Source organism: Vibrio sp. TH_r3 (assembly GCF_033101115.1).
In the GTDB taxonomy this organism is placed as follows: Bacteria; Pseudomonadota; Gammaproteobacteria; order Enterobacterales; family Vibrionaceae; genus Vibrio.
The window spans coordinates 52,115-77,128 of the sequence record NZ_JAWMPW010000011.1 but is presented as its reverse complement, the minus strand read 5'-3'; the positions used below and the strand labels follow the sequence as shown (position 1 = coordinate 77,128).

Annotated in this window: 18 protein-coding genes and 1 pseudogene; 12 read left to right on the top strand and 7 right to left on the bottom strand. The window is 41.6% G+C overall.

The annotated features are described in order from the left end of the window. Position 1: 1 nt before the first annotated feature. From R3X26_RS11140 to R3X26_RS11115, 6 genes and pseudogenes are all read right to left on the bottom strand, one after another. Entirely contained in the window at positions 2-1,231 is a 1,230-nt protein-coding gene (locus R3X26_RS11140) for an alanine--glyoxylate aminotransferase family protein (protein ID WP_317717387.1), read from the bottom strand. 79 nt (positions 1,232-1,310) lie between these two features. Next, the gene (locus R3X26_RS11135) at positions 1,311-2,129 is read right to left on the bottom strand and encodes a sulfite exporter TauE/SafE family protein (protein ID WP_317717386.1); all 819 of its coding nucleotides are present in this window, start codon (positions 2,127-2,129) and stop codon (positions 1,311-1,313) included. Positions 2,130-2,282: 153 nt separating this feature from the next. Further along, positions 2,283-3,863, bottom strand: a complete 1,581-nt coding sequence (locus R3X26_RS11130) for a gamma-glutamyltransferase family protein (RefSeq protein WP_317717385.1) — start codon at positions 3,861-3,863, stop codon at positions 2,283-2,285. 46 nt (positions 3,864-3,909) lie between these two features. Further along, the gene (locus R3X26_RS11125; RefSeq protein ID WP_317717414.1) at positions 3,910-5,007 is read right to left on the bottom strand and encodes an amidase family protein; all 1,098 of its coding nucleotides are present in this window, start codon (positions 5,005-5,007) and stop codon (positions 3,910-3,912) included. Positions 5,008-5,172: 165 nt separating this feature from the next. Next, positions 5,173-6,054, bottom strand: a pseudogene (gene puuE / locus R3X26_RS11120) (allantoinase PuuE); the annotation flags it as partial. A gap of 195 nt (positions 6,055-6,249) precedes the next feature. Continuing rightward, positions 6,250-6,891, bottom strand: coding sequence for a TetR/AcrR family transcriptional regulator (locus R3X26_RS11115; protein WP_317717384.1), 642 nt, complete (start codon positions 6,889-6,891; stop codon positions 6,250-6,252). Between the two features lie 241 nt (positions 6,892-7,132). Between R3X26_RS11115 and R3X26_RS11110 the strand changes: the two genes are divergently transcribed. The 11 genes from R3X26_RS11110 to R3X26_RS11060 all read left to right on the top strand — a co-directional run bounded on the left by R3X26_RS11110 (position 7,133) and on the right by R3X26_RS11060 (position 20,579). Continuing rightward, on the top strand, positions 7,133-8,680 hold the full coding sequence (locus R3X26_RS11110; RefSeq protein ID WP_317717383.1) for an ABC transporter ATP-binding protein: 1,548 nt from the start codon (positions 7,133-7,135) through the stop codon (positions 8,678-8,680). Further along, positions 8,673-9,788, top strand: coding sequence for an ABC transporter permease (locus R3X26_RS11105; RefSeq protein WP_317717382.1), 1,116 nt, complete (start codon positions 8,673-8,675; stop codon positions 9,786-9,788). The genes R3X26_RS11110 and R3X26_RS11105 overlap by 8 nt, the downstream gene beginning before the upstream one ends. Further along, positions 9,788-10,717, top strand: coding sequence for an ABC transporter permease (locus R3X26_RS11100; RefSeq protein WP_317717381.1), 930 nt, complete (start codon positions 9,788-9,790; stop codon positions 10,715-10,717). Before R3X26_RS11105 ends, R3X26_RS11100 begins: the two co-directional genes overlap by 1 nt. Positions 10,718-11,197: 480 nt before the next feature. Beyond that, the gene (locus R3X26_RS11095) at positions 11,198-12,274 is read left to right on the top strand and encodes a BMP family ABC transporter substrate-binding protein (RefSeq protein ID WP_317717380.1); all 1,077 of its coding nucleotides are present in this window, start codon (positions 11,198-11,200) and stop codon (positions 12,272-12,274) included. Positions 12,275-12,379: 105 nt separating this feature from the next. Next, a complete protein-coding gene (xdhA, locus tag R3X26_RS11090) occupies positions 12,380-13,822 on the top strand; it encodes a xanthine dehydrogenase small subunit (RefSeq protein ID WP_317717379.1) in 1,443 nt (480 codons plus the stop codon). A gap of 2 nt (positions 13,823-13,824) precedes the next feature. Then, on the top strand, positions 13,825-16,218 hold the full coding sequence (xdhB, locus tag R3X26_RS11085; RefSeq protein ID WP_317717378.1) for a xanthine dehydrogenase molybdopterin binding subunit: 2,394 nt from the start codon (positions 13,825-13,827) through the stop codon (positions 16,216-16,218). Further along, positions 16,208-17,194 (top strand): xanthine dehydrogenase accessory protein XdhC, encoded by a 987-nt coding sequence (gene xdhC, locus R3X26_RS11080; protein WP_317717377.1) that lies wholly within the window; start codon positions 16,208-16,210, stop codon positions 17,192-17,194. Before xdhB ends, xdhC begins: the two co-directional genes overlap by 11 nt. Beyond that, on the top strand, positions 17,187-17,720 hold the full coding sequence (locus tag R3X26_RS11075) for a 2-oxo-4-hydroxy-4-carboxy-5-ureidoimidazoline decarboxylase (protein WP_317717376.1): 534 nt from the start codon (positions 17,187-17,189) through the stop codon (positions 17,718-17,720). Before xdhC ends, R3X26_RS11075 begins: the two co-directional genes overlap by 8 nt. Continuing rightward, positions 17,717-18,040, top strand: a complete 324-nt coding sequence (gene uraH, locus R3X26_RS11070) for a hydroxyisourate hydrolase (protein ID WP_317717375.1) — start codon at positions 17,717-17,719, stop codon at positions 18,038-18,040. Before R3X26_RS11075 ends, uraH begins: the two co-directional genes overlap by 4 nt. A gap of 2 nt (positions 18,041-18,042) precedes the next feature. Next, entirely contained in the window at positions 18,043-19,410 is a 1,368-nt protein-coding gene (gene guaD / locus R3X26_RS11065; RefSeq protein ID WP_317717374.1) for a guanine deaminase, read from the top strand. Further along, complete coding sequence (locus R3X26_RS11060; protein ID WP_317717373.1) at positions 19,356-20,579, top strand: urate hydroxylase PuuD; 1,224 nt, start codon at positions 19,356-19,358, stop codon at positions 20,577-20,579. Before guaD ends, R3X26_RS11060 begins: the two co-directional genes overlap by 55 nt. Before the next feature lie 70 nt (positions 20,580-20,649). Here the strand turns inward: R3X26_RS11060 and R3X26_RS11055 are convergent, their stop codons facing one another. Beyond that, entirely contained in the window at positions 20,650-23,778 is a 3,129-nt protein-coding gene (locus tag R3X26_RS11055; RefSeq protein WP_317717372.1) for a DUF2339 domain-containing protein, read from the bottom strand. A gap of 281 nt (positions 23,779-24,059) precedes the next feature. Between R3X26_RS11055 and R3X26_RS11050 the strand changes: the two genes are divergently transcribed. Further along, positions 24,060-24,959 (top strand): DMT family transporter, encoded by a 900-nt coding sequence (locus R3X26_RS11050; RefSeq protein WP_317717371.1) that lies wholly within the window; start codon positions 24,060-24,062, stop codon positions 24,957-24,959. Positions 24,960-25,014: the final 55 nt, after the last annotated feature.

Genomic DNA, 25,014 nt, shown 5'->3' with positions numbered 1-25,014 from the left:
TTTAGTTCCCTGATTGGTACTGTTCCATGGCAGAATAATATGCTGCACCTTGTTTAATAGAACCACCAGCTTGAACCAACAATGCCTCTAGTGCGACCAATGTTAATAATACTGTATCCAATCTCGCGTTGTAGCCCATAGTCCCTATGCGCCAGACCTTGCCATGCAGTGGCCCAAAAGAGGTACCTATTTCAATATTAAATTGCTCCAACATTGCAGTGCGAATCGCGTCACCATCGACATAAGAAGGAATAACAACACCGACGACGTTATTCATTTTATGCGCAAGATCTCCAAATAAAGTCAGCCCCATTGCACGTAGTCCAGCGACTAAAGCGTCACCCGATTTTTTATGCCTAGCGATAACGTTATCTAACCCTTCTTGTAAGTTAATTTGTGCACATTCGCGAGCAGCAAACAACATACTGGTCGCTTCAGTATGATGATTAAGACGCTCTTCTCCCCAATAGTCTAGGATCATACCCAGATCAAAGTAATTTGAACGAATGCGACTCAGTTGCCCTGATTGATGACTATCGGTACGAATGCCTGCTTCAACATGTTTACGTTGTCGAATACGCTCGACCGCTTTTTCGCTTAGAGTCACCGGAGCCGTTCCAGACGGGCCACCTAAACATTTTTGCAAACCAACCGATACCGCATCTAGTTGCCATTCATCTGTTTCAAAAGCGTTACCCACAATTGAAGCGGTTCCATCACTGTAGAAAAGTACGCCATGTTTTTTACACAATTCACCCGCACCTTCAAGCGGTTGCAACATAGTGGTAGACGTATCACCTTGAACTAAAGCGAGTACTTTAGGTTTATGGCGGATAATTTGTTGTTCTAGCATAGAATCGGTCACTACAGTCCCCCACTCTACTTCAAACTTAATGACCTCTGCTCCAGCTCGTTCGGAGATTTCTGCAAGCAGGTGCCCGAATCGTCCAAAAACAGGGACTAAAACCTTATCACCAGGCTCAATTAAAGACACTAATACCGCTTCTATTCCTGCTCTGGCCGTACCATCAATGAGTACTGTTGCTTGATTTTTGGTCTTAAAAACTTCTCGATATAGCGCCATGGTTTGATTCATATATCCAGTCATAACCGGATCATATTGACCAATCAATTGATTACTCATCGCCTGTAATACACGTGGATAGACCGTAATCGGTCCTGGTCCCATTAAAATACGTGGCGGCGGCGAAAGTCTTTCAAATAAATCCATTTGTTCATTCCTTGAAATTGTTGCTGTCATTTTAAAATCATGCTGATGATTAAAAGCGTTAATAGTTGATACAGAACGACTAAAAGCTCTGTAGCAACATGCGAAGTCCGGTAAAGATTAAAACCAAGGCAAATACTTTCTTCAGCTTCACGCTATCTAATTTCTTACCTAAACTTGCACCTATTGGTGAAAAGAACACCGTTAATGGCACGATAAATACAAACCCTGCCCAGTTAACCAAACCAAAATTACCAAACGGTGCATCACTTGGTGTTGTGCCAACTAATAACATGGTCGCGACACCCGGTAGCGCAATTAATAACCCAACCGCCGCTGCAGTTCCAACCGCTTTGTGGGTTGGATAGTTAAATGCAGACAGAGTCGGAACGGTGAGAGTTCCGCCACCGATACCAACCATGACACTTAGACAACCAATGCACGATCCAATCACGCCTTGACCTGCTTTATTAGGTAACGATTGTGCTAAAGGTGCAGCGTTGGCACGCAGCAGCATATTTAAAGCTGATAATGTAGCCACAACACCAAACAATGCAGTAAGCCATGGACCGCCGACGCTGGTGGCAAACAAACTACCGGCGATAACACCTATGACAATAAATGGTGCTAACCATTTAAGCAGTTGCCAATCTACATTGCCGTTTTTATGATGCGCTCTGATTGAGCTAACCGATGTAGGAACAATAGTGGCGAGTGATGTCGCGGTGGCAATCAACATCGCGGAAGTAGCACTCACCTCAAAACTCTGAAACAGATAATACAGTACTGGAACGATGACAATCCCACCGCCAACGCCTAATAGTCCTGCCAACAACCCAGCAACCACTCCTGTTGCCAGAAGTGCTAAAATTACTGGTAACACTTGCATAAATTCGTTCATTTGTTATTTCGTTCCTTCACTGCAAATTAAATGTTTATTTTTGAATACGATTGATCCAATTAATTATTTTTCTTTTTAACTGATTGTTTTGTTTTCTATTTTCTATTAACAACGTTTTCTATTAACAACGATTGTAGTTAACGACAATTGTAATTAACGACCGCTTTCATTAACGATGGCTTCACCATCACTGCGTGGATCTGATGCAGCGCTGGTTATTGATTTGGAAACATGAATCGCACCGGCATGGCCAAAAAACTCAGCAAAATCTGCCGCTGACACAACATCGTGTCCTCTGTCTTGTAATGATATCGCGAACTTATTAAACAAAGTTTCTTCTAACTTCAAATTTTCGCTCGCTTTGCCCCAAGTTTTGCCCAGTAACCAACGAGGAGCGCGAATGGCGTTACTTATGGTTTGTTTTTGGACTAGATAACGCCACACTATGGCGGCTTGAGTTTGAGGCTGCCCTTCTCCTCCCATCGTGCCATAAATAAAGCGAGAGCCGTCTTTTAGTAGCGCCAATGGTGGGTTAAGTGTATGCATCGGTTGCTGTCCAGGCCGAATATAATTCGCATGAGTTGGATCGGTACTAAAACCTAAACAACGATTGTTCCAAACCACTCCAGTCTCAGGGTTCACTACGCCAGAGCCAAATTCCCAATAAATACTTTGAATATAACTCACAGCCAAACCTTCAGAATCGACTACACCCATCCAAACGGTATCGCCTGTTGGTCCAGGATTCGGCCAAGCTTTAGCTTTATCAGAAATGGTTTCGCTTTGCGCTTTTATTGCACTTGCAGTCAAACGCTGTTGCATTTCTGCATCAAGCGAAGCGTGGTCACTCAAATGACAATTACGCCAATTGAAAGCTACTTTTACCGATTCCACCAAATAGTGGAGCAACTCTTCTTCACCCTGTTCACTGTTCCAATACTGCTCATCTTGTGCTCTTTGACTCACATAATGATCCAGCAAAGCTAAAATATTCAACGATGCCCCACCTTGTGTTGGCACACCAAAGTTATAGAAATCGCCCCATTGCGTACTGGCTTTTAAAGGCGTAGTCACTTTGGCTATGGAACTGGCGATATCGTCTAGACAAATCGGGCTGCCCTTTTTTTGTAAATATTGCGCATTCTGTTCAGCTAACGTGCCTTGATACCAATCTTGTAGGCCCGCTTCCGCTAAGCGTTGATAAGTATGCGCTAACGCAGGTAAACGTATTGTATCGCCTACTGCATGAGCTTTACCTTGTTTCAAGAACACCGATGAAAAATCATCGTCATCAATCTCTTGCAACAACTTTATCTGCGCATCATGCAGTGTTTGAGTCACTTCAATACCGTTTTGAGCAAATTCGATAGCGGATTGAAATAAATCATCTAAACCCAGATTGCCCGGATAAAGTGACAACGCCTTATCCCAACCCGCCACAGCGCCCGCGGTAGTCAAAGCAACTTTTTCTCCTCGCGAATGGTGACCAAATTCTGCATGAGTTAGGTCGTTTGCACACTTACCTGCTGCGTTTATGGCGATGGGCTCTTCTCCAGGTTTATGAATCAACCAAAACCCATCACCTCCTAAACTGGTCATGTGTGGATAAACCACCGTCAAGGAACTCGCCATCGCAACGCATGCTTCAACCGCATTACCACCTTGTTGTAAAATGCGCTCACCGGCTTGTGCAGCAAGATAATGTGGCGCGGTAACCGCGGCCTTATATGACATTGTTCATTCCTTTTTGTTGGCAAAGCATCCTATCTACTAAATCGACTTACCGATTAATAAGATGTTGCTTACTAAAATAAATCACCGATAAATCCGTATTCTCTTTACCTAACAAACTCACTCCAACGGGTAGGTTATCGATTTCAAATAAAGGGATTTGTAACTGAGGCCAACCACTTAATCCAGCAATAGAAGTTAAACCTAATAAAATTTGTCGCTCTTTATCTACTTGCTCGCCCTTCGACGTGATCAAGGGAGCAACACTAGGAACTGTTGGCATTAATAAGATACAACCATCAGGTAACCAAGTTGATTTCCCAGCTTGCCATTGTTGCAATAGCGCCTCGGCTTGCAATTTATCTTCGACAGTTAAACTTTTTCCCCAGACTAATCTCTGTTGAATATCTGCAGCAAAGTCGTCTAAATGGTTAGCTAGCCAATCACCATGATGCTGCCAAATAGAATCGGCTTGCAGTACCGAAAAACAAAAACGTCTTTCTTCCGCATTCAGCGGCGGTTCATCTAAACGAGTGGTATGGCCAGAAAACTGCTCAAAAATTTGCAACGCTTTATGTTTGAGTTGCTCATTCACGCCTTCCCATAACGCTTCACACCAGGCCATACTATTAATTGGCTCAACTTTCTTTTGTCCCAGTAAAGTTTGCATACCTAACTCTAACGTTGACAAATCTTGCGTCATCAACCCAGCGGTATCGAATCTAGGTGCCAATGGAACTAAACCTTGTGCTGGCACGGCATTGTAAGTTGGTCGCATGCCAAATAAACCACAGTAACTCGCGGGCACACGAATAGAGCCACCGGTATCCGTTGCTAAGCCTAAATCAGCTTCATTCAAGGCAACTGACAACGCCGCACCCGAGCTAGAGCCTCCGCTGCTTCTGTTTGAATCATAAGGATTAATTGAAACACCATAATGGCTATTATTACCGGCTAAAGAATAAGCCAGCTCATCAAGCTGAGTTTTATAAGTTAACTGAGCACCTTGCTCTAACAATAGTTGAACAGCTTGCGCATTATCGGTTTCTTCTTGTGCTGAAGATAGCCAAACAGGCAAACCAGCACCTGTTTTATACCCTTTTATAGCAAATAAATCTTTTACCGATAAACGTAATTGAGATAACACATCGCCACTGATATCTTGTGCAGTTAAATTAGCCGCAGATATATCTGTAAAGTTATGTTGCTGAACATGATAATCAGAGCGAACAGTTGAGCATCCCTCACCGGATCTATCTACTAGTTTCCCATTATTTTCGAGCGTTTTATTACCTGACTGATTATTCGCTAACCAATGTTCTGCTATTTGTTCACGAGTGGCGTACCACACATCGGAAAATTGCTTGGTGTAATCGAGAAAACGTCTCAAGGCAGCAAGACGAGCAGGTCGACCGACAATGCGACAATGCAAGCCAATACTGAGCATTTTAGGCGTAAAATCGCCTTCTAAATAGAGTTCATCGAACGCATCTTTAAGATATTGATAAAACTGTTCACCACTATTAAAGCCTTGTGGGGTAGCAAAACGCATATCATTAGTGTCCAAAGTATAAGGTACGACTAACAACGGCTTGCTATAATTATTGTCCCAATAAGGTAAATCATCCGCGTAGCTGTCGGCACAATAAAGAATATCATCTCGCTCAGCGATAAGAGCCAACGTGTGTGGACTGGTTCTTCCTGTGTACCACCCTTTAGGCTTACTACCGGTCACTTTTTGATGAATTGCAATGGCTTCCTCGATATGAGCTTTTTCTTGTTCTACGGTAAAATCTTGGTAATGAATCCAACGCAAGCCATGACACGCAATTTCCCAACCAGATTGCTGCATTGCTTTAACGGCATCAGGGTTTTTTTCCAACGCTTTGGCAACACCAAAAACCGTTACAGGGACATTATGTTGATTGAACAATCGATGTAAACGCCAGAAACCGGCACGGCTACCATACTCGTAAATCGACTCCATACTGAGGTGCCTGTCCCGATAAGAATCAGCACCAACTATTTCAGAAAGAAACTGTTCTGACCCTTCATCACCATGCAACACACAGTTTTCAGCACCTTCTTCATAGTTAATCACGAATTGCAGTGCGACCTTAGCTTTATTTGGCCAATTAGCATGAGGGGGGAATTCCCCATACCCAATCAAATCCCTTGGATAATTGTCAGTCATAACCTTTCCTTGTCCTGTCTTTAACGCACATCCTGATGAGCTTTACGACCTACTTTGTAAAACTTCTGCTTAATCTGAAAACAAGATGTTAATGGCAGATATAATAAATGTTAAGCAATTTTCTGACCAAGTGTTCAGTTTTTTATAAAGCCGTTGCTGCTAGGATAAAAAACACTCCGTTTCAGTGACACAAAATCAACTCAAACCTAAGCCTTTTAAAACGATATCTACGGTGAATTTTTCCGCTTCTGAATATTCATCATCGCTTAACGGCCTTCCTTGGATCAGTTCAATTTCTCGATCAAAATCGGCATAAAACTGGGTGCTTCCCCAAATAAGAAACAGTAAATAAAGCGGGTTAATCTTGCCAATCACCCCATCATCTACCCATTTCTGAATAATATTCGATTTGTGCTTTGACCACTCAATCATTGGCTGCTCTATCACATCCCGAATGTTTGGCGCGCCTTGAATAATTTCCATTGCGAAAATCTTTGAACGTAGAGGATGACTGCGGCTGTAACGCATTTTTTCGATAATATAATCCCGAATAACATCACTTGGCGGCTTTTCATCACCGTCCGCTGAAAACCCTTCATTCCACATATCTAAAATATCAGTAAGCAGCGCTTTATACAGACCTGTTTTTGATTTGAAATAATACAGAATATTTGCTTTGGGTAATTGTACGCTATCTGCAATGGCTTGAACTGAGGTTCCTTTGTATCCATGTTTGGCAAATTCTTGTTCTGCTGCTTGCAATATTCGCTGTTTATTCTTCGCTCGAATAGACCCGCCTTTTACTAGTGTATTTGAATCACTTTTACTATCAGACATATTTTTTCCGTTAGCCATTAGAGTTATTAATAATTAAACAAATTCGACTCTTAGTTAGTTAATGACACGTCAACTCATTTATTTTACGCCTCATATTGGTGCTATCGCACCAATATGGACATCAATTGTCGTGCATTTTATCTACAATTCCTTAACAATTACTAAGATTACTGATGAGTTGAACAATTGGTCAGGTTATTGCATGAACCATTCCAATTATCGGGTAAGGAACAATCTCACCATGACCAATGGACATTTATTAGAACTTTGGAATGTTAGTAAGTTTTTTCCAGGGGTGATAGCAAACAATAACGTTAACTTGACCCTAGAGAAAGGCGAAATACTTGCGCTTCTCGGAGAAAACGGAGCAGGAAAGTCGACACTGGTAAAAATGATTTACGGTGTTAATAAGCCAGACACCGGGTCGATTATGTGGAAAAACCATGAAGTTGACATTCGCTCACCAAACCAAGCTCGTGCCATGGGTATCGGCATGGTTTTTCAGCATTTTTCAGTGTTCGAGACTCTCACCGTATTAGAAAATATAGAGCTGGGTTTAGATAAAGAGTTTTTATCTTCACTTGACAACCTAAAGCAACGGGTGATCGAAATTAGTGAAAAATATGATCTACATGTAGAACCCGATCGTTATGTTCACAGCTTAAGTATTGGTGAGAGACAACGTTTAGAAATATTGCGCTGTCTCATACAAGATGTCGAGCTACTGATTCTAGATGAGCCAACATCGGTATTAACGCCACAAGAAGTTGCCGGTCTTTTTAGGGTACTTAAAAAACTAACAAGCGAAGGTTGTAGCATTCTTTTTATTAGTCACAAATTAAAAGAAGTGACCGAACTGTGCGATAGAGCCATTATTCTACGTGGTGGCGAAGTCAGCGGCGAATGTATTCCTGCCAATGAAACGCCAGAGACCATTGCCAGAATGATGGTTGGCAGTGAAGCAGAGTTATCAGAAAGTTATCCGAAAAACCTAACCGAGAACGTAATATTCCAAACCGTCGACCTTACATTGCCACCACTGCATCCGTTTGGTTGCGGATTAAATAAGGTTAATTTAAAACTAAGAGCAGGTGAAATTCTGGGTGTTGCTGGCGTTGCTGGTAACGGCCAAGAAGACCTACTTGAAGCGATTAGTGGTGAGGACTGCCGTGCCGATAGCGCCAGTATTTTGTTATCAAACAAAGCCGTTGGCCATGCGGATGCAGGTGAACGACGTAAGCTAGGTATGGCCTATGTCCCGACTGATCGACTAGGGCAAGGCGCTGTGCCGGAAATGAGTTTAACGGATAATACCTTATTAACAAACAGCGAAAAACTGGTGAAAAATGGTTTTATCCTAAAACAAAAACTTACCGAACTGGCAGATAAAATCATCAGAGTAAATAAAGTGAAATGTCGTGATAGGCAGGCACAAGCAAAAAGTTTATCGGGTGGTAATCTACAAAAATTCATTATTGGTCGCGAAGTTGATCAAAGCCCAAACATACTTATCTGCGCCCATCCTACTTGGGGTGTTGATATTGGCGCAGCTAGTGCCATTCATCGACAATTAATTGCTTTAAGAGATCAAGGTGCCGCTATTTTAGTGGTATCTGAAGACATCGATGAATTGTTTGTTATTTGTGACCGAATCACCGCCTTATATGAAGGCGCACTTGCTCCTACCGTCGAAACAAGTAAAACCAACATCGAACAAATAGGACAATGGATTGCGGGCAGCTTTATCCATCATGACCAAGCACAAGCACAGGAGAGTTCCAATGCTTAAAGTGGAACCAAGAATCGAAAGCTCTAAACTCATGGCCTGGCTTTCGCCAATCATCGCTATCTTGCTAACTATGATTGTTTCAGGATTAATGTTTGTTTCGCTAGACGTAAACCCAGCCAAAGCATTTAACGTTTTTGTTATTTCGCCACTAAGCGATAGCTATAATGTAGGTGAATTAATGGTTAAATCGACTCCTCTCATGTTATGTGCGGTTGGTTTGGCATTATGTTATCGCGCTAATATCTGGAACATTGGCGCAGAAGGACAATTACTTATCGGCGCAGTGGCCAGTAGTGCCATAGCAGTACAGATGGGGGACGACGCAGGTGTCGGCTCACTAACATTAGTACTGGTTGTTGGCATCGTTAGTGGCATGCTTTGGGCAGCAATCCCAACACTATTAGAACGCGTATTTAGCACCAATCTTATTTTAACTACTATCATGCTTAACTACGTTGGCTTATACACTTTACTATGGGCGGTACACGGTCCATTAGCCGATCCACAAGGATTCGGATTTCCCGAATCAGTGATCTTTGTTGATGGCGTTCTGTTACCGGTTATACAAGAAGATGGCCGAGCTTCGATTTCAATTATTATCGCTATTATTGTCGCGCTCATATCTGGATTGATGCTTTATAAAACCCTCCCCGGATTCAAGCTACGCGTATTCGGTGAAGATAAGTCGGCGGCTAAATATGCAGGATTTAGTAGTAACAAAGTAGTCTGGGGCGTGATGTTGTTTGCTGGCGCATTGGCTGGTTTTGCCGGAGCATCTGAAGTCACCGGTCCGATAGGACAACTTATTCCATCGGTATCACCAGGCTATGGATATGCAGCGATTATTGTTGCCTATCTTGGCCGGTTAAACCCTATCGGCATTATTATTTCGTCACTATTTATGGGCACACTGTACATGGGAAGTGATTTAGCCCAAATAGAGTTAGGCCTACCTACCGCTATTACCGGTTTATTCCAAGGTACATTGTTGTTTTTTGTTCTCGCTTGCGATTTTCTTATCTTTTATCGCGTGGTAATAACAAAACGCAACCCAAAACATAAAATTGCTTCCAAAGCAGAAAGCAAACAACCGTCAGGAGTTGTCTAATGGATATGGACTTACTGCAACAAATATTAATCGCAGCCCTGAAAACTGGCACGCCTCTATTACTTATCGCATTAGGCGAATTAGTGTGTGAAAAATCAGGGGTACTTAATCTTGGTCAAGAAGGCATGATGCTAATGGGCGCAATGGCTGGATTTGCTGGTGCTTATTACACTGGCAATCTTGGGTTTGGCATTGCTTTATCTATTGTCGCCGGAATGAGCATGTCGCTTATTTTCGCCACGTTAACCATTAGTTTGAATACCAACCAAGTAGCAACTGGTCTAGCCCTCACTATTTTCGGTACCGGTTTAAGTTCATTCTTAGGTGGCGATCTTGTTGGTACAACGATAGAAGGCTTCAAGCAAATAGAAATACCATTACTGAGTAAAATACCGTTTATCGGTCAAATATTGTTTAATCAGGACATCATCGTTTACGCCAGTTTTGCCATTGTGGCTTTAACTTGGTGGGTGTTACAAAAAACGCGCATTGGTTTGACCATTCGCGCGGTGGGTGAAAACCCTCACTCGGCCAATGCACTAGGCATAAAAGTATTAAAAGTTCGATATTTATCGGTATTATTTGGCGGCGCTATGGCTGGTTTCGCTGGCTCTTACATGTCATTGGTTTACACGCCAATGTGGATGGAAAACATGACCGCTGGACGAGGTTGGATAGCCTTATCATTGGTCGTTTTTGCCTCTTGGCGTGTTGGTTACTTAATGCTTGGTGCCTATTTGTTCGGCTTTGCTTCAATTCTTCACCTCGTTATGCAAGGGTTTGGTTTTGATATCTCACCGAATTTATTAGCGATGACACCATATCTCGCCACCATTATTGTCATGGTGATGATCAGCTCTAATTCACTCAAACAAAAACTGGCCACACCAATGAGCCTCGCTAAACCTTTTGATCCCAAACTGCATTAGTCACGTAAAAAAAATCTAGATTAAGCCACGTTTGAACTATATTTACCTCAAACGTGGCTTAAACAATTTAAGAACAAATTATTAACATAGTACCGATTTGGTGCAATCAAACACTGATACTGCACCATTAAAGGTCGCGCTCTTAGGCTTACCCCGCTGTTTATCAATAAGCTCAATACTAATGAAGTGAGTGCAAAGTCGTTAAAGCCCTTATTTACAAGGTGTTAACAATAGTTAATGATTTATTTTTACAAAATATCACCATGTGGTCAGGTTTTTGCTAATAACCTAACTAGTCGCGGAAAAAGCAAAAAAATTCAATCTAAATAGATTGATGACTGGGTTAAATACCCAAGTAAAGAATCAGCAACATTAGCTACACACGCATTTTATTTTTACATACTGTTTACAAACTAGTGTTGTCTATAAATTAGAAATTTTTACAAACTATTTTTACAAACTATTGAAATGGAGTATTTCATGAAATTAAACCGATGGATGAGTGCAGCGGCCTTATCACTTACAACTGTGTTTTCTTCTGCAGTGTTAGCAGAAGATCCAATGAAAGTAGGATTCGTTTATGTTGGTCCAGTAGGCGACCATGGTTGGAGTTATGAGCACGATCAAGGCCGCAAAGAAATGGAAAAATACTTTGATGGCAAAGTGACAACAACTTACGTCGAAAGTGTTCCTGAAGGTGCCGATGCTGAGCGTGTTATTACTCAGTTAGCAAAGTCTGGTCATGAAATTATTTTTACCACCTCTTTCGGTTACATGAACCCAACGCTTAAAGTTGCTAAACGATTCCCTAACGTTAAGTTTGAACATGCGACGGGTTATAAGCGCTCTAAAAACGTTTCAAACTACGCATTAAGAACTTACGAAGGTCGTTATGTATCTGGTGTTGCTGCAGGTTTGGCAACTAAAACAAATACGTTAGGTTATATCGCCTCTTTCCCAATTCCAGAAGTTATTCGTGACATCAACGCCGTTTACCTTGGCGCAAAAAGTGTTAACCCAGACGTTAAACTGAAAATTGTATGGGTAAACACTTGGTATGATCCAGGCAAAGAATCTGATGCAGCAAATGCTCTGATTGACCAAGGCGTTGATATTATGATTCAGCACACTGATAGCCCTGCTCCATTAATCGCCGCGGAAAAACGTGGTGTTATGGGTATCGGCCAAGCATCTGACATGAGTCACTTTGCACCTATTTCACATATGTTCTCAGTAAGAGATGTGTGGGCACCTCATTACATTCGTACCGTTCAAGAAGTCATGGATGGCACATGGAAATCTGAAGATTACTGGGGTGGATTTGCCGACGATATTTTACATATCGCCTCTGTAAACCCTACATTGCCTGAAGATATTAAACAGGCAATCAGCACCACTCACGATAAAATCAAATCAGGTGAATTCCACCCATTTACCGGTCCAATGAAAGACAATACAGGTAAAGAAGTTATCCCAGCAGGTCACACATTAACAGACACTGAACTTGCCGGCATTAACTGGTATGTAGAAGGTATTGACGCGAAAATTCCAAACTAATACTCATACGACTCACCTGCTCGCCTATCAGCGACCTAAAGCACGTGAGTCTTTTTTTAGCCATTAACTTGACCAATTGGACAACTTTTAGCAACAGAGGACGTTATGCTAGAGATCATGATCAACGATGAAATCGTTCAAGTAGAGCACGCTGCAGTTGATAGTATGCTACTAACCTACTTAAGAGAGCAGCAAGGATTGACCGGCTCTAAAGAAGGGTGTGCTAGCGGTGATTGTGGCGCTTGCACCGTAGTTATGGCAGATTTAGATGAAGATAAGCTGTTACGATATCGCCAGGTAAATGCATGCATCACGCCTATACATGCATTACACGGTAAAAAAATCGTGACAGTAGAGCACTTACAACAACAAGACAAGTTACACCCGGTTCAACAAGCAGTAGTCGACAATCACGGCAGCCAATGTGGTTTTTGTACACCGGGTATTATTATGTCCTTGTATGCACTATCCAAACAAAAACAACGTCCTGAAAACCCAGCCGATTTCTTATCAGGAAACCTATGTCGCTGCACAGGATACGGGCCTTTAATTACCGCAGCCAACACAATTGCCGATAGCCAAATTGACGATCCATTGAGTAAAGATGAAACCGGATTAATACAATGGATGGACTCACGAGAACCACAAAACACCATCAACTATTGGAAACCAACCAGTCGAGAACAACTGGGAGAGTTAAAAACGGCTCATCCCGATGCTAAGTTGATTGCAGGAGGAACAGACCTTGCACTCGAAGTGACACAACATTTACAACGCATCGAAAAAATGATCGATGTTTCAGACGTTACCGACCTGCAAGCGATTCGAAAAACAAAATTGGGTTGGCGTATTGGCTCTGCTGTGTTGCTATCTAAATTACACAGTTTTATGCGCCAACACTATCCAAGCACCGATGAATTAATAGAACGCCTCGGAAGTTTAACTATACGCAATCGAGGTACGCTAGGCGGAAGTCTAGGCCACGCTTCCCCTATTGGTGATATTGCCCCACTTCTTATTAGCTTGAACGCTCGAATTGAAATTGATAACGGTAAAGAAAAAAGCCTATATGCACCAGAAGATTACATTACAGGTTACCGAGAAACCGTCATTAAACAAGATGAATGGATTAGTGCCATTCATCTCCCATTGCTGGCACCCAATCAAAAACACGCAATTTATAAAATAAGCAAACGATTTGAAGATGATATCGCAACAGTTGTGTTAGCGATCAATCTGACTTTTGGCAACGACAATCGTATTAAGAGCTGCATTTTATCCGCTGGTGGTATCGCTGCAAAATCCGTGCGCTTAACTGAATTAGAAAGCCTATTTATCGGTCGTCATTTCAGCGCAGAACTGGTTAGAAAAGTACAAAAACAAGTGGCGAATTATATCTCGCCTATCGGAGACGTACGAGGCAGCGCAGAATACCGTATTCAATTAGTACAAAACTTAATCCAACGTTTTTACCTTGAACATAACCAAATTCCAACCCGTCTGAATTCGACAGATGCAAACCTCATCCCCACGATGGAGGTCAACTAATCATGCGTAAATTAACCCAGATAAATAGTGCAGAAACTAAACTGCCATCGACCAGCAACATTGTTGGTCGGTCATACAAACACGAAAGTGCTATTAAACAAGTCACCGGTGACGCCATGTTTTTGGACGATTACCCGACACCAAAAGGCTGTTTACATGCAGCAATTGTCAGTGCAACGATTGCCAAAGGCAGCATAACTTCACTTGACCTTAACCCAGTTAAAACCATGCCGGGTGTGGTTGCCGTTTACGATTACAACGACATTCCTGGCGAGAAAGATATTGGTGCGATTGTTAAAGGCGATCCACTATTAAGCGACCATGAAATTAAGTTTTACCAACAGCCAATCGCGCTAGTTTTAGCCCGTACTCATACTCAAGCCTTACAAGCCGCCAAACAAGCTAAAATCGAATATGACATTGATCCGAACGCAGTTTTAGATTGCATCCAAGATGGCAAACAAGATGAAGTTTTGCCAACCAACACGATGGGAACAGCAATCACTGACGAACAATTCGATAAAAGTGACATGGTTATTACTGGTCAACAACATGTTGGCGGACAAGAGCATTTTTATCTAGAAGGACAAATTAGCTTGGCTGAACTGACCGAAGATGGTGGCATATTTTTACGCACGTCTAGCCAACACCCGACCGAAGTACAAACCTTAGTCGCAGAAGTATTGGGCATATCCTTTAACAAAGTTACGGTCGACATGCGTAGAATGGGTGGCGGCTTTGGCGGTAAAGAAACTCAAGCAGCACAATGGGCTTGTTTAGCCAGTATGGGTGCTTTTTTAACGCGGAAAGCCGTAAAAATTCGCTTACCTCGTTCAATTGATATGTCCGTAACGGGCAAACGTCATCCTTTCTTTAATCAGTACAAAATTGGAGTAAATCAGCAAGGACTAATAGAAACAGCGCAAATCGAAGTAAACGGTTTATGTGGTCATTCTGCCGATCTATCTGGCGCAATTGTCGACCGTGCAATGTTTCATAGTGATAACGCCTATTTCCTCGCAGATGCATGTGTTACTGGAAAGCGATTGAAAACTGATACCGTCTCCCACACTGCATTTCGTGGTTTCGGTGGACCACAAGGTATGATGGTGATTGAAAAAGCCATGCAAGATATCAGTATCGCCGTAGGAGAAGACGCGTTAGATATCCGTTTAAAAAACTTATATCGAGAAGGAAAAAATACCACTCATTATGGAATGCAGGTTGAACAGCACCAAGAACTGAAACACGTCATCACCGAACTAGAAACTCGCAGTGACTACCGAAAGCGGCGTGAAGAAATCGACGCATGGAACAAAACCAGTCCGATTCTTAAAAAAGGCTTAGCATTAACGCCGGTAAAGTTTGGCATCGCCTTTACTGCTACCCATTTAAATCAGGCTGGTGCGCTTATTCATGTTTATACCGATGGCAGTGTGCAAGTATCTCATGGTGGCACTGAAATGGGACAAGGTTTACACACCAAAATCCAACAAATTGTCGCTCAAACGCTCGGCATCCCATTCGAATTAGTACTAGTCACTTCAACGCGAACCGACAAAGTACCCAATACCTCTCCTACCGCGGCGTCGTCAGGTGCTGATTTAAATGGAATGGCCGCACATAACGCAGCTAAAGAGATAAAAACTCGTCTGATTGAATTTGCCTTAAAGCAGTATGCGACACCTCAAGCTGACGAACAAACCGTCAGCCAAGGTCAGATGGAAGCAGAATTCATTAACGGAACGCTTGAAGTGGGTGATCAACAAATTGACTGGCATACTCTAGTACAACAAGCCTATCTCAATCGCGTTTCTCTCTCGGCTAGTGGCTTCTACAAAACCCCTAAAATATGGTACGACCAAGAAAAATCCGTTGGTAGACCTTTCTTTTATTTTTCTTTGGGCGCGTCTTGTTCAGAAGTGACCATTGATACGCTCACTGGCGAAATGCGCGTTGATCGGGTTGATATTTTGCACGATGTCGGCAACAGCTTAAACCCGGCTATCGATCTTGGCCAAATTGAAGGCGGATTCATTCAAGGTCTAGGATGGCTAACCACCGAAGAATTAGTCTGGAACACCAGCGGAGCGTTACTAAGTAATAGTCCAATGAATTACAAAATCCCCACCATTGGCGACTATCCAAAACAGATGAATATCGACTTATATGATAAAGCCAATCCAGAGCATAGTATTTATCGTTCTAAGGCCGTAGGCGAACCGCCATTTATGCATGCCATCAGTGTTTGGTGTGCCATATACGACGCCGTTGGATCAATTACTAATCACACCTTAGCGGTCGATCTGAATGCACCAGCCACCGGTGAAGCCATTTTAAATGCGTGTACAAAGCAGTTCGAAAGATCTGGTCGGGAGTCAACTTATGCTTGCTAATAGCCAGAGTCACACTTCCCTTTTATTTACGCAATTAACCCAACACACCAAAATGGACTGGTTACAAGCTTGCCAATGGCTCGAGCAAAATGGAGAAAGTTATTGTATTGCCACCATTATTGCAGAAGTCGGCTCAGTCCCTCGAGCCAATGGCAGCAAAATGGTGATCTCTAACAGTGGCCAATTTGATACGCTAGGGGGCGGAAATCTCGAACACCAAGTGATTCAAAAAGCCAGACAACAGCTAACAACGAAACAGCAAGGCGTAGCAATTGAGCGTTTTTCTTTGGCGGCAGATTTAAATCAATGTTGTGGTGGTGCGGTACAAGTGATGTTCGAAACCATGAACTGTCAACGACCGAAAGTGGTCATTTATGGTGCAGGTCACGTTAGTCAGGCTTTATGCGGCATACTAAACCAATTGCCATGCCATGTAACCGTGATTGATAGTCGACCTGAATGGTTAGAGCAAATATCTGCCTCAGGTATCCACACCATTCAACATAACGAACCAGTGGAAACCTTAGCCAATTTAGATTCAAACGCACTGATATTAATTATGACGCATGACCATGCGCTCGATTTCGAACTAACCAAAAATGCCTTACAAAGAAACTGCTTTACTTACGTTGGGCTTATTGGTTCGGAAGGTAAAAAGCAACGTTTTGAATTTCGTTTACGCGAACAATTATCTGATATTAAGTTGCTTGAAAGTCTTACCTGCCCTATTGGTCATTCCGACATTAAAGGAAAACTACCAATGCAGGTTGCGGTTTCTGTTTCGGCGCAACTAATGGATCGGTTTGACCATTTAAGCGAGGAAACAGTCACGCAACAAAACGGCCAACAGAATAGTAAAGCAACTGATCACACGCAAAAATACAACGAACAACAGTGGCAGCAAGCGAATAACGCGAAAAAAACGTTAGAAAGCATGCCCAAGCAACAAGCAAGCAAGGATGCTTACTATGACTGAACCCACTAAAGAAAAGACCGTTTTAATAGACCGCTCATTACTGGAAAAAATCTGTTCTAGCCAACGTTGGCAGACACTATTATTGAAATCTTTCGCGGCCGTATCAAAACCACTCTCAACAGAGACACAAATTACCGCCAGCAAAGCAGCAATAATAGAAATGGCAGATAAAGCGTTTTGCCAACTGGAAGAAGATGATTGGTTAGAAGCGTTTGCAGGCCACCCGATGATAGGTGACATTTCTAGCCTTCATAAAAAATACGCTCAAGGTAAAAATTTGAGTGAAAATGAACAAAGCCAGGTTTCCAGCGCGCCAGAAGAGGTCCTACAATCGCTATTAGAATTAAATCACGCTTATCTAGATAAATTCGGTTTTATTTTTATTATCTGTGCTAGCGACAAATCGGCACAAGAAATGCTTATTAGTTTACAAGGTCGAATCAACAACAGCCGTACAGATGAATTATTAAACGCGTCTGTAGAACAAAGGAAAATCAGCCATATTCGCATGGAGGCGCTATTATGAGCAGTTTAAGTTGTCATGTGCTTAATACTACACACGGGATCCCAGCGTCAGGTATTGATGTCGAATTAACCGTATTTGAACAACAACAAAGCCTACAAAGTGGCGTGACCGATCAGGATGGTCGTTTCAAATTTGACAATATCAGTTTGGAGAAAGGCCGTTACACTCTCAAGTTTTACACCGAACCCTATTGCCAGAAACAGTTTGACGATTGTTTTTTTCCAACGGTAGAGGTGCATTTTATCGTTAACGAACAGCGCCATTATCACGTTCCTTTGCTGCTTTCTCCTTACTCTTATTCAACTTATAGAGGAAGTTGATTATGCGAAGACAAGTACACAGAGGCAGCATATTACACTTTCCCAAAAGCAGTATAGATCCAGCCAATAACTACCAATACTTCAATGACGGCGTATTGGTAACAGAAGCAGGAAAGATTACTCACATTGGTGAGGCTGACGAGTTTTTTAAATTGGCAGACAACCAACAGCTGCTAAATTATGGCGGAGTAGAATTACACCAAGGATTAATCATTCCCGGAATGATCGATGGCCATGTCCATCTACCGCAAATAGAAATGATAGCGAGCTACGGTAAACAGTTACTCGACTGGTTGAATGACTACACCTTTCCAACTGAGAAAAAGTTTGCTGACATCGAATATTGTTATAGACAATCACAGTTTTTCTTAGACCAACTTATCTCTAACGGTACCACAACCGCTAGCGTTTTTGCCTCGGTGCATTCACATTCAGTTGATGCCTTTTTTGTTGCCGCCGAACAACTAGGCGCACGTATGATTTGCGGAAAAGTCTTGATGGATCGCAACTGCCCAACTTATCTACAAGACACCGCTGAAAGCGCTTATAACGATAGTAAAGCCTTAATCGAACGTTGGCATGGTAATGGCCGCGCTATGTACGCCATTACCCCAAGATTCGCACCAACCAGTTCACCAGAACAGTTGAAAAAGGCGGGACAACTCGCCAATGAACACCCAGATACGTTTATTCAAACCCATTTAAGCGAAAACTTATCCGAAATAGATTGGATTAAATCCCTGTTTCCTGACAGTCGTGACTATCTAGATGTCTATCAGCAGTTCGATTTAGCTCGTGATCGTTCATTGTTTGGCCACTGCGTACACTTACAAGATCGCGAATATAAAGCGCTTAGTGAATCAGGCTCAACCATCACATTTTGTCCATCGTCTAATCTATTTCTTGGTAGTGGCTTGTTCGATTACCAACGGGCAAAAGATCATAACATACCAATATCCATCGCCAGTGATATTGGTGCAGGAACCAGTCTAAGTCTATTTGCCAATCAATCGGACGCTTACAAAATTTGTCAGTTACAAGGCATTAGTCTCGACCCATTTGAATCGCTTTATCGCTGTACCCAAGGAGCAGCTGATGCAATGGGAATATCGCACTTAGTTGGTAACCTGAACCCTGGCACTGAAGCCGATTTTATAGAACTGGATATTAAAGCATCTCCGATTCTTCATCAGCGTCTATTGCGCTGCAACGACCTAGCAGAACAACTTTTTGCTATCTCAACATTAAGCGATGAAAGAGTCATCGCTGCGACTTATCTGAATGGAAAACTCGTCTACAAAAAAGGAAGTAAACTATGTGGCCACAACTCTACGAATGGATTGCGCTATTTATCAAATGGTTTCATGTAATCTGTGGGATTGCTTGGATCGGAGCGAGTTTCTATTTCACTTGGCTAGATAATAGCCTAGAAACGCCACCAAAATGGAAAAAAGACAAAGGCATCAAAGGTGATTTATGGGCAGTACACGGCGGTGGATTTTACGAAGTTGCTAAATACCAAGTCGGCCCAGAAAAAATGCCCGATAATCTGCACTGGTTTAAATGGGAAGCATATGCCACTTGGATAACTGGATCAGCATTGATGATTTGGATGTATTACCTCAATGCACAAGCGTATCTGATTGACCCAAGAGTGATGCAACTTTCCACTCCTGTGGCGATTAGCTTAGGTATAGGCACAATAGTCGCAGGTGTAATCTGTTACGAAGCGCTATTACGTTCGCCATTAGCTAAAAATCGAACCTTGTTTATAGCCTCTATTGGTATCGCTGGCGCAATCTTCTTTTTTGCATTTTCGCATTTCTTTAGTGGTCGCGGTGCATTTATCCATATGGGCGCATTAATTGGCTCTATTATGGTGAACAACGTTTGGCATAAAATCATTCCAGGCCAACGTAAAATGGTCGCGCAAGTAGCAGCGGGTGAACCGGTAGATCCTGCTCCAGGTTTGGAAGGTAAAAGACGCTCTATTCACAACAACTACTTTACCTTGCCAGTTATCTTTTTGATGATCAGCAATCACTACCCAATGATTTATCAACATGAACTCAGTTGGTTATTGGCGCTAATGATTTGTGTAATCAGTGCATGGATACGACATTATTTTAATCTAAAGCATACTGGCCAAAATAAACCGAGCGTCTTATTTTCTGGTTTAGCCGCAATGTTGTTATTAGCGATTGTCGTAAGCATACCTTCAAATAAACCCAAGCAAACGGTTATTAGTTCAGCCGTAGATTCTCAGCTAGCGAACGTAGAAACAATGACAGCAGAGCAAACCACCGCCAAAGCGATCATTCAACAACGTTGTTCTACTTGCCACAGCAGCAACGCGACCGATGATGTTTTCGTTATCGCCCCATCTGGTGTCATATTTGATGAATGGCAAGATATTCAACGTTGGGCTCCACGTATTATTGCTCGTTCAGTAGAAACCGCTGATATGCCCTTTTTAAACAAAACCGGAATGACGGATCTAGAAAGGCAGCAACTTAAACAAATTCTAAGCCAACAATAGAACAAATTTTAAAAAAGGCTCACATTGATAATAATCGATGTGAGCCTTTCTTTTATGTTTTGTTACACCGTTAATTAATGTCTGAGTGTTTCAACGAGTGTTCTTTCTTCGGCATTGGCGCGAAATAACCAACTAAAACCATCACCACACCAACAAATATAACCGCCACCACCATCACAACAGTATCTCGGTTAGCTAAATCTAAAACAAATAATTTAATTATCGTCAGGGCAAAAACCAGCGCCCCACTGCACCATAATATAAGCATATTGAATCGTGAGCCGATGGCAGTAGCCATTGTCGCTGACAAGCTCCAAAGAATGGCTAAACCTGCCTGAAAGAGAGCCGAATTCCACAAAGAATACAGCTCATAATCAGCCATTGTGTAATAACTCACCCCTCGAGCCAAGGCGGTATGGGTAAACAAAACACCTGAAAATGCTAACCAAATAATCTGTTGCGTCCTGTAGTTTGCTCGCCACTTAAACATTTTGTTTAGAACAATTTGTGCATTGTCATTTTTTAAACTTATTGCAACCAACATAATCGCGGCAATAGAGGTTAATTCAATTGCATTGAAAATAGGTAGCCAAATAACATTCATTATCTGCACATCAAACAACGGTAGGCTATACACGATGAAACAAGCTATCACCAACACCATCGGAGCCACTAGAGTTTGTCGATAAAAAGACAAGTAACGCATTAACGGCCATTTGTCTTTGCAGACAGGCAAATAACACACCGCGATAAACAACGCACATAACCACGGTAGTATTAGGAGTAACTCATCATCAGTTAAAGAGAAAATTCGATATAAATAACCGAGAGTACACAGTGCTAACGCCCAAAAACAAATAGCATGATTACTATATATAACAGTATCTATAAGTGATTTTTTCTTGCTCAAACTGACTAAAACTCGGATTAAATCGAATCTCAAAAACAGATAAAACAGAGCAAAGAAACCTACAATCAAACTTCCGCGTTCCAGCCACTCTATGTCTATTTGATAACTTATCGTCCAGAATGGCAAACTGATTGCCCAAATGGGAGAAAGTAAAAGTAACTGAGTAATCGGAGCCCACTGACTCAATCGATACAAAATCAAACTGAGCAACAGGATCGCCAATAAATAGCTATAAAGGACGACATCAACGCTTGAATGCCAAAAAGCGCGTTCAGCGGCAGTGATAACCACGATACCAAGTAAAAGATGTAAACTTGCCATCACTAGATGGACGATTCGGTTGGAATAGATTGGGAAATGCGTTTTGTATAGCATGCCAATTGCAAGCAAAATAGCCAACAGTGATATGCGCAAGTCGTCTAACTGCGAGTCTAATAAATAAAGGTAAATAATAAGCGGAACCAATAGCATAGCCCAAGTTAGAATTGGCCGAGAAAAGCGCCAATTAACCAACAACAATAAGGCAACAAACAGCATCTGAACTAACATCAACGCCATCGCTTCGCCGGTATTTAACAAAGTCCAACAACTTAAGTTGATAAAACCAAGAACGAACATCGAAACGCTTTTGATTTCTTTTTTGACAATGGAAACATTGATGTTTTTCGATTCAAAGCTAACATGATAATCGAAACGCCATTCGGCTGCATAAAACGCCAAAGCCGTACACACAAACAGCACTGGTGTCATCCACGACCAGAATGACATCGGTTCAAGAAGCACATTCGCATGCAAAAACACGTTATCAAACAATTGAAATAACTGATAAAAACTCGCCAATAACATACCTACGCCAACCAGCGCAAACCGATTCCGCTGCTGTTTATTGCTTACCCACAGCACCGTGACCGATTTTAGTGCATAAATAGCGGCACTAAATGTCGCGCTAAAGAACACAGGAATGGCGATAGCAACAAATAGCAACGCAAAAGTGGTATAAACACTGGTTAACGGATTGTTTTTTTGATCTTTAAAACTCACCCATGCCGCAATTGCATAGCATAAAGATAAGAATAGAGAACAGTACGCCGTATAATCAGCAACGGTCTCTGTGGCGGTATAAAATAATGCATAAGAGCTTAATGGTAGAGAGAAAACCAAACTACTAGAGATAATCTGTTTTTTGTTTAGGAAGTCTTGGCAAGCATGAGAATGAGTTAACAGAAAATACAATAAAAAATAACTGCCTAAAAATGGCAATGTCTCGAACATAATTGCCGTTTGATAAGAGAAGATTAACCAAAACTCAACCAACACAAAAGTAGCAACCGCGCCACATTTCTCTAAAAAATACCATTGTTTCTTATAGGCTAAATATACTAAACCGATATTTAATAGTAAGTAATAACCGAGAAGAATTAGGTGACTTCCCGCACCATCGGTTGATAACAGAACCGGCACGGCAAATCCTGCCAATACCGCAACAATAGCCAATAACTGGCTATTTTGCAGCAAAGCTAGCAATGTAGTGAAAATAACTAACATACTGACAATAAAGAACGTTACTTCAATCGATATAAAGGAAAAATAGCGTCCCGCTGCGATTGCGACTAAATAGAGTACGGCCATTCCCGAACCTTGCAATCCCATACCAATATAATTTGGTTTATTCCTCAACCGCCAACCAAGCGCCACACACGCAATACCAACGAAGGAAATAGCCGACAATTTAGCCCACAAAGGAACACTAAATGCATCATAAGTGAGCTTAATCAAAAACGACAAACCAACAAAAACAATCGCTAAACCAACAAACGCGATAGGACTAATTTTGTCAATAAAAGCCGATACTGAGTCTGGCAATGCATTCCTTATCTTACTAAGGCTAGCCAATAATTTTGTCGATAAATCAGATGTTTTCTTGTCAAAATCAACATTACTGGCCAACTCCACTCGTTGATATTCAACGTGTCGTTCATTGTCATCTTGTTCGGTATATTCGGCTGTATCTGGTGTGAACGCTGATGCTTCAGAACCCGATTTCAAAGGTGATTCTGTAGGTTCAAAATCGTTGACTTCACAATTCGATATCTCAGTCTGAAGTTCAGTTTGGTGCTCATCAGTACTATTCACCTGCTTTTCTAGTATCAAGGCGGCGAGTTTTGCATTGAGCGCCTCAACCATAATTTGTGACTTTTTGGCTTTTGCTAAGGCAATAATAGATAGCACAAGAGGAAGGAATACAGCTCCTATTGTGACGACCATAATGATGGCAAACTCTATATCCATAGTAAGTAGATTCTTTGAGATAATTTAAGCGAAATTTATCACACTAAAAGTAGAAAAAAATTTATTTTTAACTGAACTCAATTTGATAGGATAAACGTCACAAATAACAAGCAAAACATTAGCATATTCATATTGATACGATTACTGCTGTGCTATAACGACAAACGTTCTACTCTCCAGTTAAGTAACCTTATCAATAATTGACAACCTCATAGAATATTAACACCAGATAATAACTTGATGTGATAAAGTACCCTCCTCCATCATTATTTGAACCGACTATGCAAAATCAATCTCAATCAATTATCCCTGCTGGCGTGCGCTTTATGCTGCTTTCCGCGCTTGGTTTTTCGCTAATGTCGGCTTGTGTGAAATACGTAAGCAACCACGGCATCCCATTATTTGAAATAGTAGCGGCAAGAGCTTTAGTTTCTTGGGTGATTAGCTATTTGGATGTGAAACGGAAAAGAATTTCATTATGGGGTCACAATAAAGTACTTTTGCTATCTAGAGGTATCATTGGCACTTCCGCGTTAATGTGTGTCTATTATGCGATAACCACACTCCCATTAGCGGAAGCCACGATTTTACAATATTTAAATCCATTATTTACGGCCTTATTAGGCGTATTATTTTTAAAAGAACGCATCCAAGCTTCAACTATATTATGCATTTCTTTGTGTTTATTCGGTTTATTTCTAATAGTCAAACCAAATATAAACGGCAGCGATCCTACAACGGATTTACCTCTATTTAGTATCTCAATTGCGCTTATGGGAGCTTTATTTAGTTCTATCGCCTACGTAATTGTTAGAAAACTCAGCCAGACCGAAGACAGTTCGGTGATTATATTTTACTTCCCATTGGTTGCTTTACCTATCTCAATGCTGCTGATCGGTGATGATTTTATTGTGCCCAATCTACACATTACCTTGATGTTAGTTTTATTAGGGGTTTTTACTCAAGTGGGACAATTAGGTTTAACTAAAGCGATGCAAACCCAAGCCGCAGGAAAGGCTTCTGCTTATTCATACGTGCAAATATTATTTTCTGCCTTATTAGGAATGATCTTTTTTGCTGAAATACCTTCGATGTGGACGTATATAGGCGGAGCATTTATTGTCGCAGGGGCATTGATCAATGTATTTGGGTCGTACTTAAAGAACCCATTTAAACTTTAGTTATCTAGGGTATTAGTTATCTAGGGTATTAGTTATCTAGGGTATTAGTTATCTA

Bases quoted from the DNA above. Each gene is read 5' to 3' on its own strand.
- R3X26_RS11140 (WP_317717387.1), bottom strand. From the start codon at position 1,231: ATGGATTTATTTGAAAGACTTTCGCCGCCGCCACGTATTTTAATGGGA.
- R3X26_RS11135 (WP_317717386.1), bottom strand. From the start codon at position 2,129: ATGAACGAATTTATGCAAGTGTTACCAGTAATTTTAGCACTTCTGGCA.
- R3X26_RS11130 (WP_317717385.1), bottom strand. From the start codon at position 3,863: ATGTCATATAAGGCCGCGGTTACCGCGCCACATTATCTTGCTGCACAA.
- R3X26_RS11115 (WP_317717384.1), bottom strand. From the start codon at position 6,891: ATGTCTGATAGTAAAAGTGATTCAAATACACTAGTAAAAGGCGGGTCT.
- R3X26_RS11110 (WP_317717383.1), top strand. From the start codon at position 7,133: ATGACCAATGGACATTTATTAGAACTTTGGAATGTTAGTAAGTTTTTT.
- R3X26_RS11105 (WP_317717382.1), top strand. From the start codon at position 8,673: ATGCTTAAAGTGGAACCAAGAATCGAAAGCTCTAAACTCATGGCCTGG.
- R3X26_RS11100 (WP_317717381.1), top strand. From the start codon at position 9,788: ATGGATATGGACTTACTGCAACAAATATTAATCGCAGCCCTGAAAACT.
- R3X26_RS11095 (WP_317717380.1), top strand. From the start codon at position 11,198: ATGAAATTAAACCGATGGATGAGTGCAGCGGCCTTATCACTTACAACT.
- xdhA (WP_317717379.1), top strand. From the start codon at position 12,380: ATGCTAGAGATCATGATCAACGATGAAATCGTTCAAGTAGAGCACGCT.
- xdhB (WP_317717378.1), top strand. From the start codon at position 13,825: ATGCGTAAATTAACCCAGATAAATAGTGCAGAAACTAAACTGCCATCG.
- xdhC (WP_317717377.1), top strand. From the start codon at position 16,208: ATGCTTGCTAATAGCCAGAGTCACACTTCCCTTTTATTTACGCAATTA.
- R3X26_RS11075 (WP_317717376.1), top strand. From the start codon at position 17,187: ATGACTGAACCCACTAAAGAAAAGACCGTTTTAATAGACCGCTCATTA.
- uraH (WP_317717375.1), top strand. From the start codon at position 17,717: ATGAGCAGTTTAAGTTGTCATGTGCTTAATACTACACACGGGATCCCA.
- guaD (WP_317717374.1), top strand. From the start codon at position 18,043: ATGCGAAGACAAGTACACAGAGGCAGCATATTACACTTTCCCAAAAGC.
- R3X26_RS11060 (WP_317717373.1), top strand. From the start codon at position 19,356: ATGTGGCCACAACTCTACGAATGGATTGCGCTATTTATCAAATGGTTT.
- R3X26_RS11055 (WP_317717372.1), bottom strand. From the start codon at position 23,778: ATGGATATAGAGTTTGCCATCATTATGGTCGTCACAATAGGAGCTGTA.
- R3X26_RS11050 (WP_317717371.1), top strand. From the start codon at position 24,060: ATGCAAAATCAATCTCAATCAATTATCCCTGCTGGCGTGCGCTTTATG.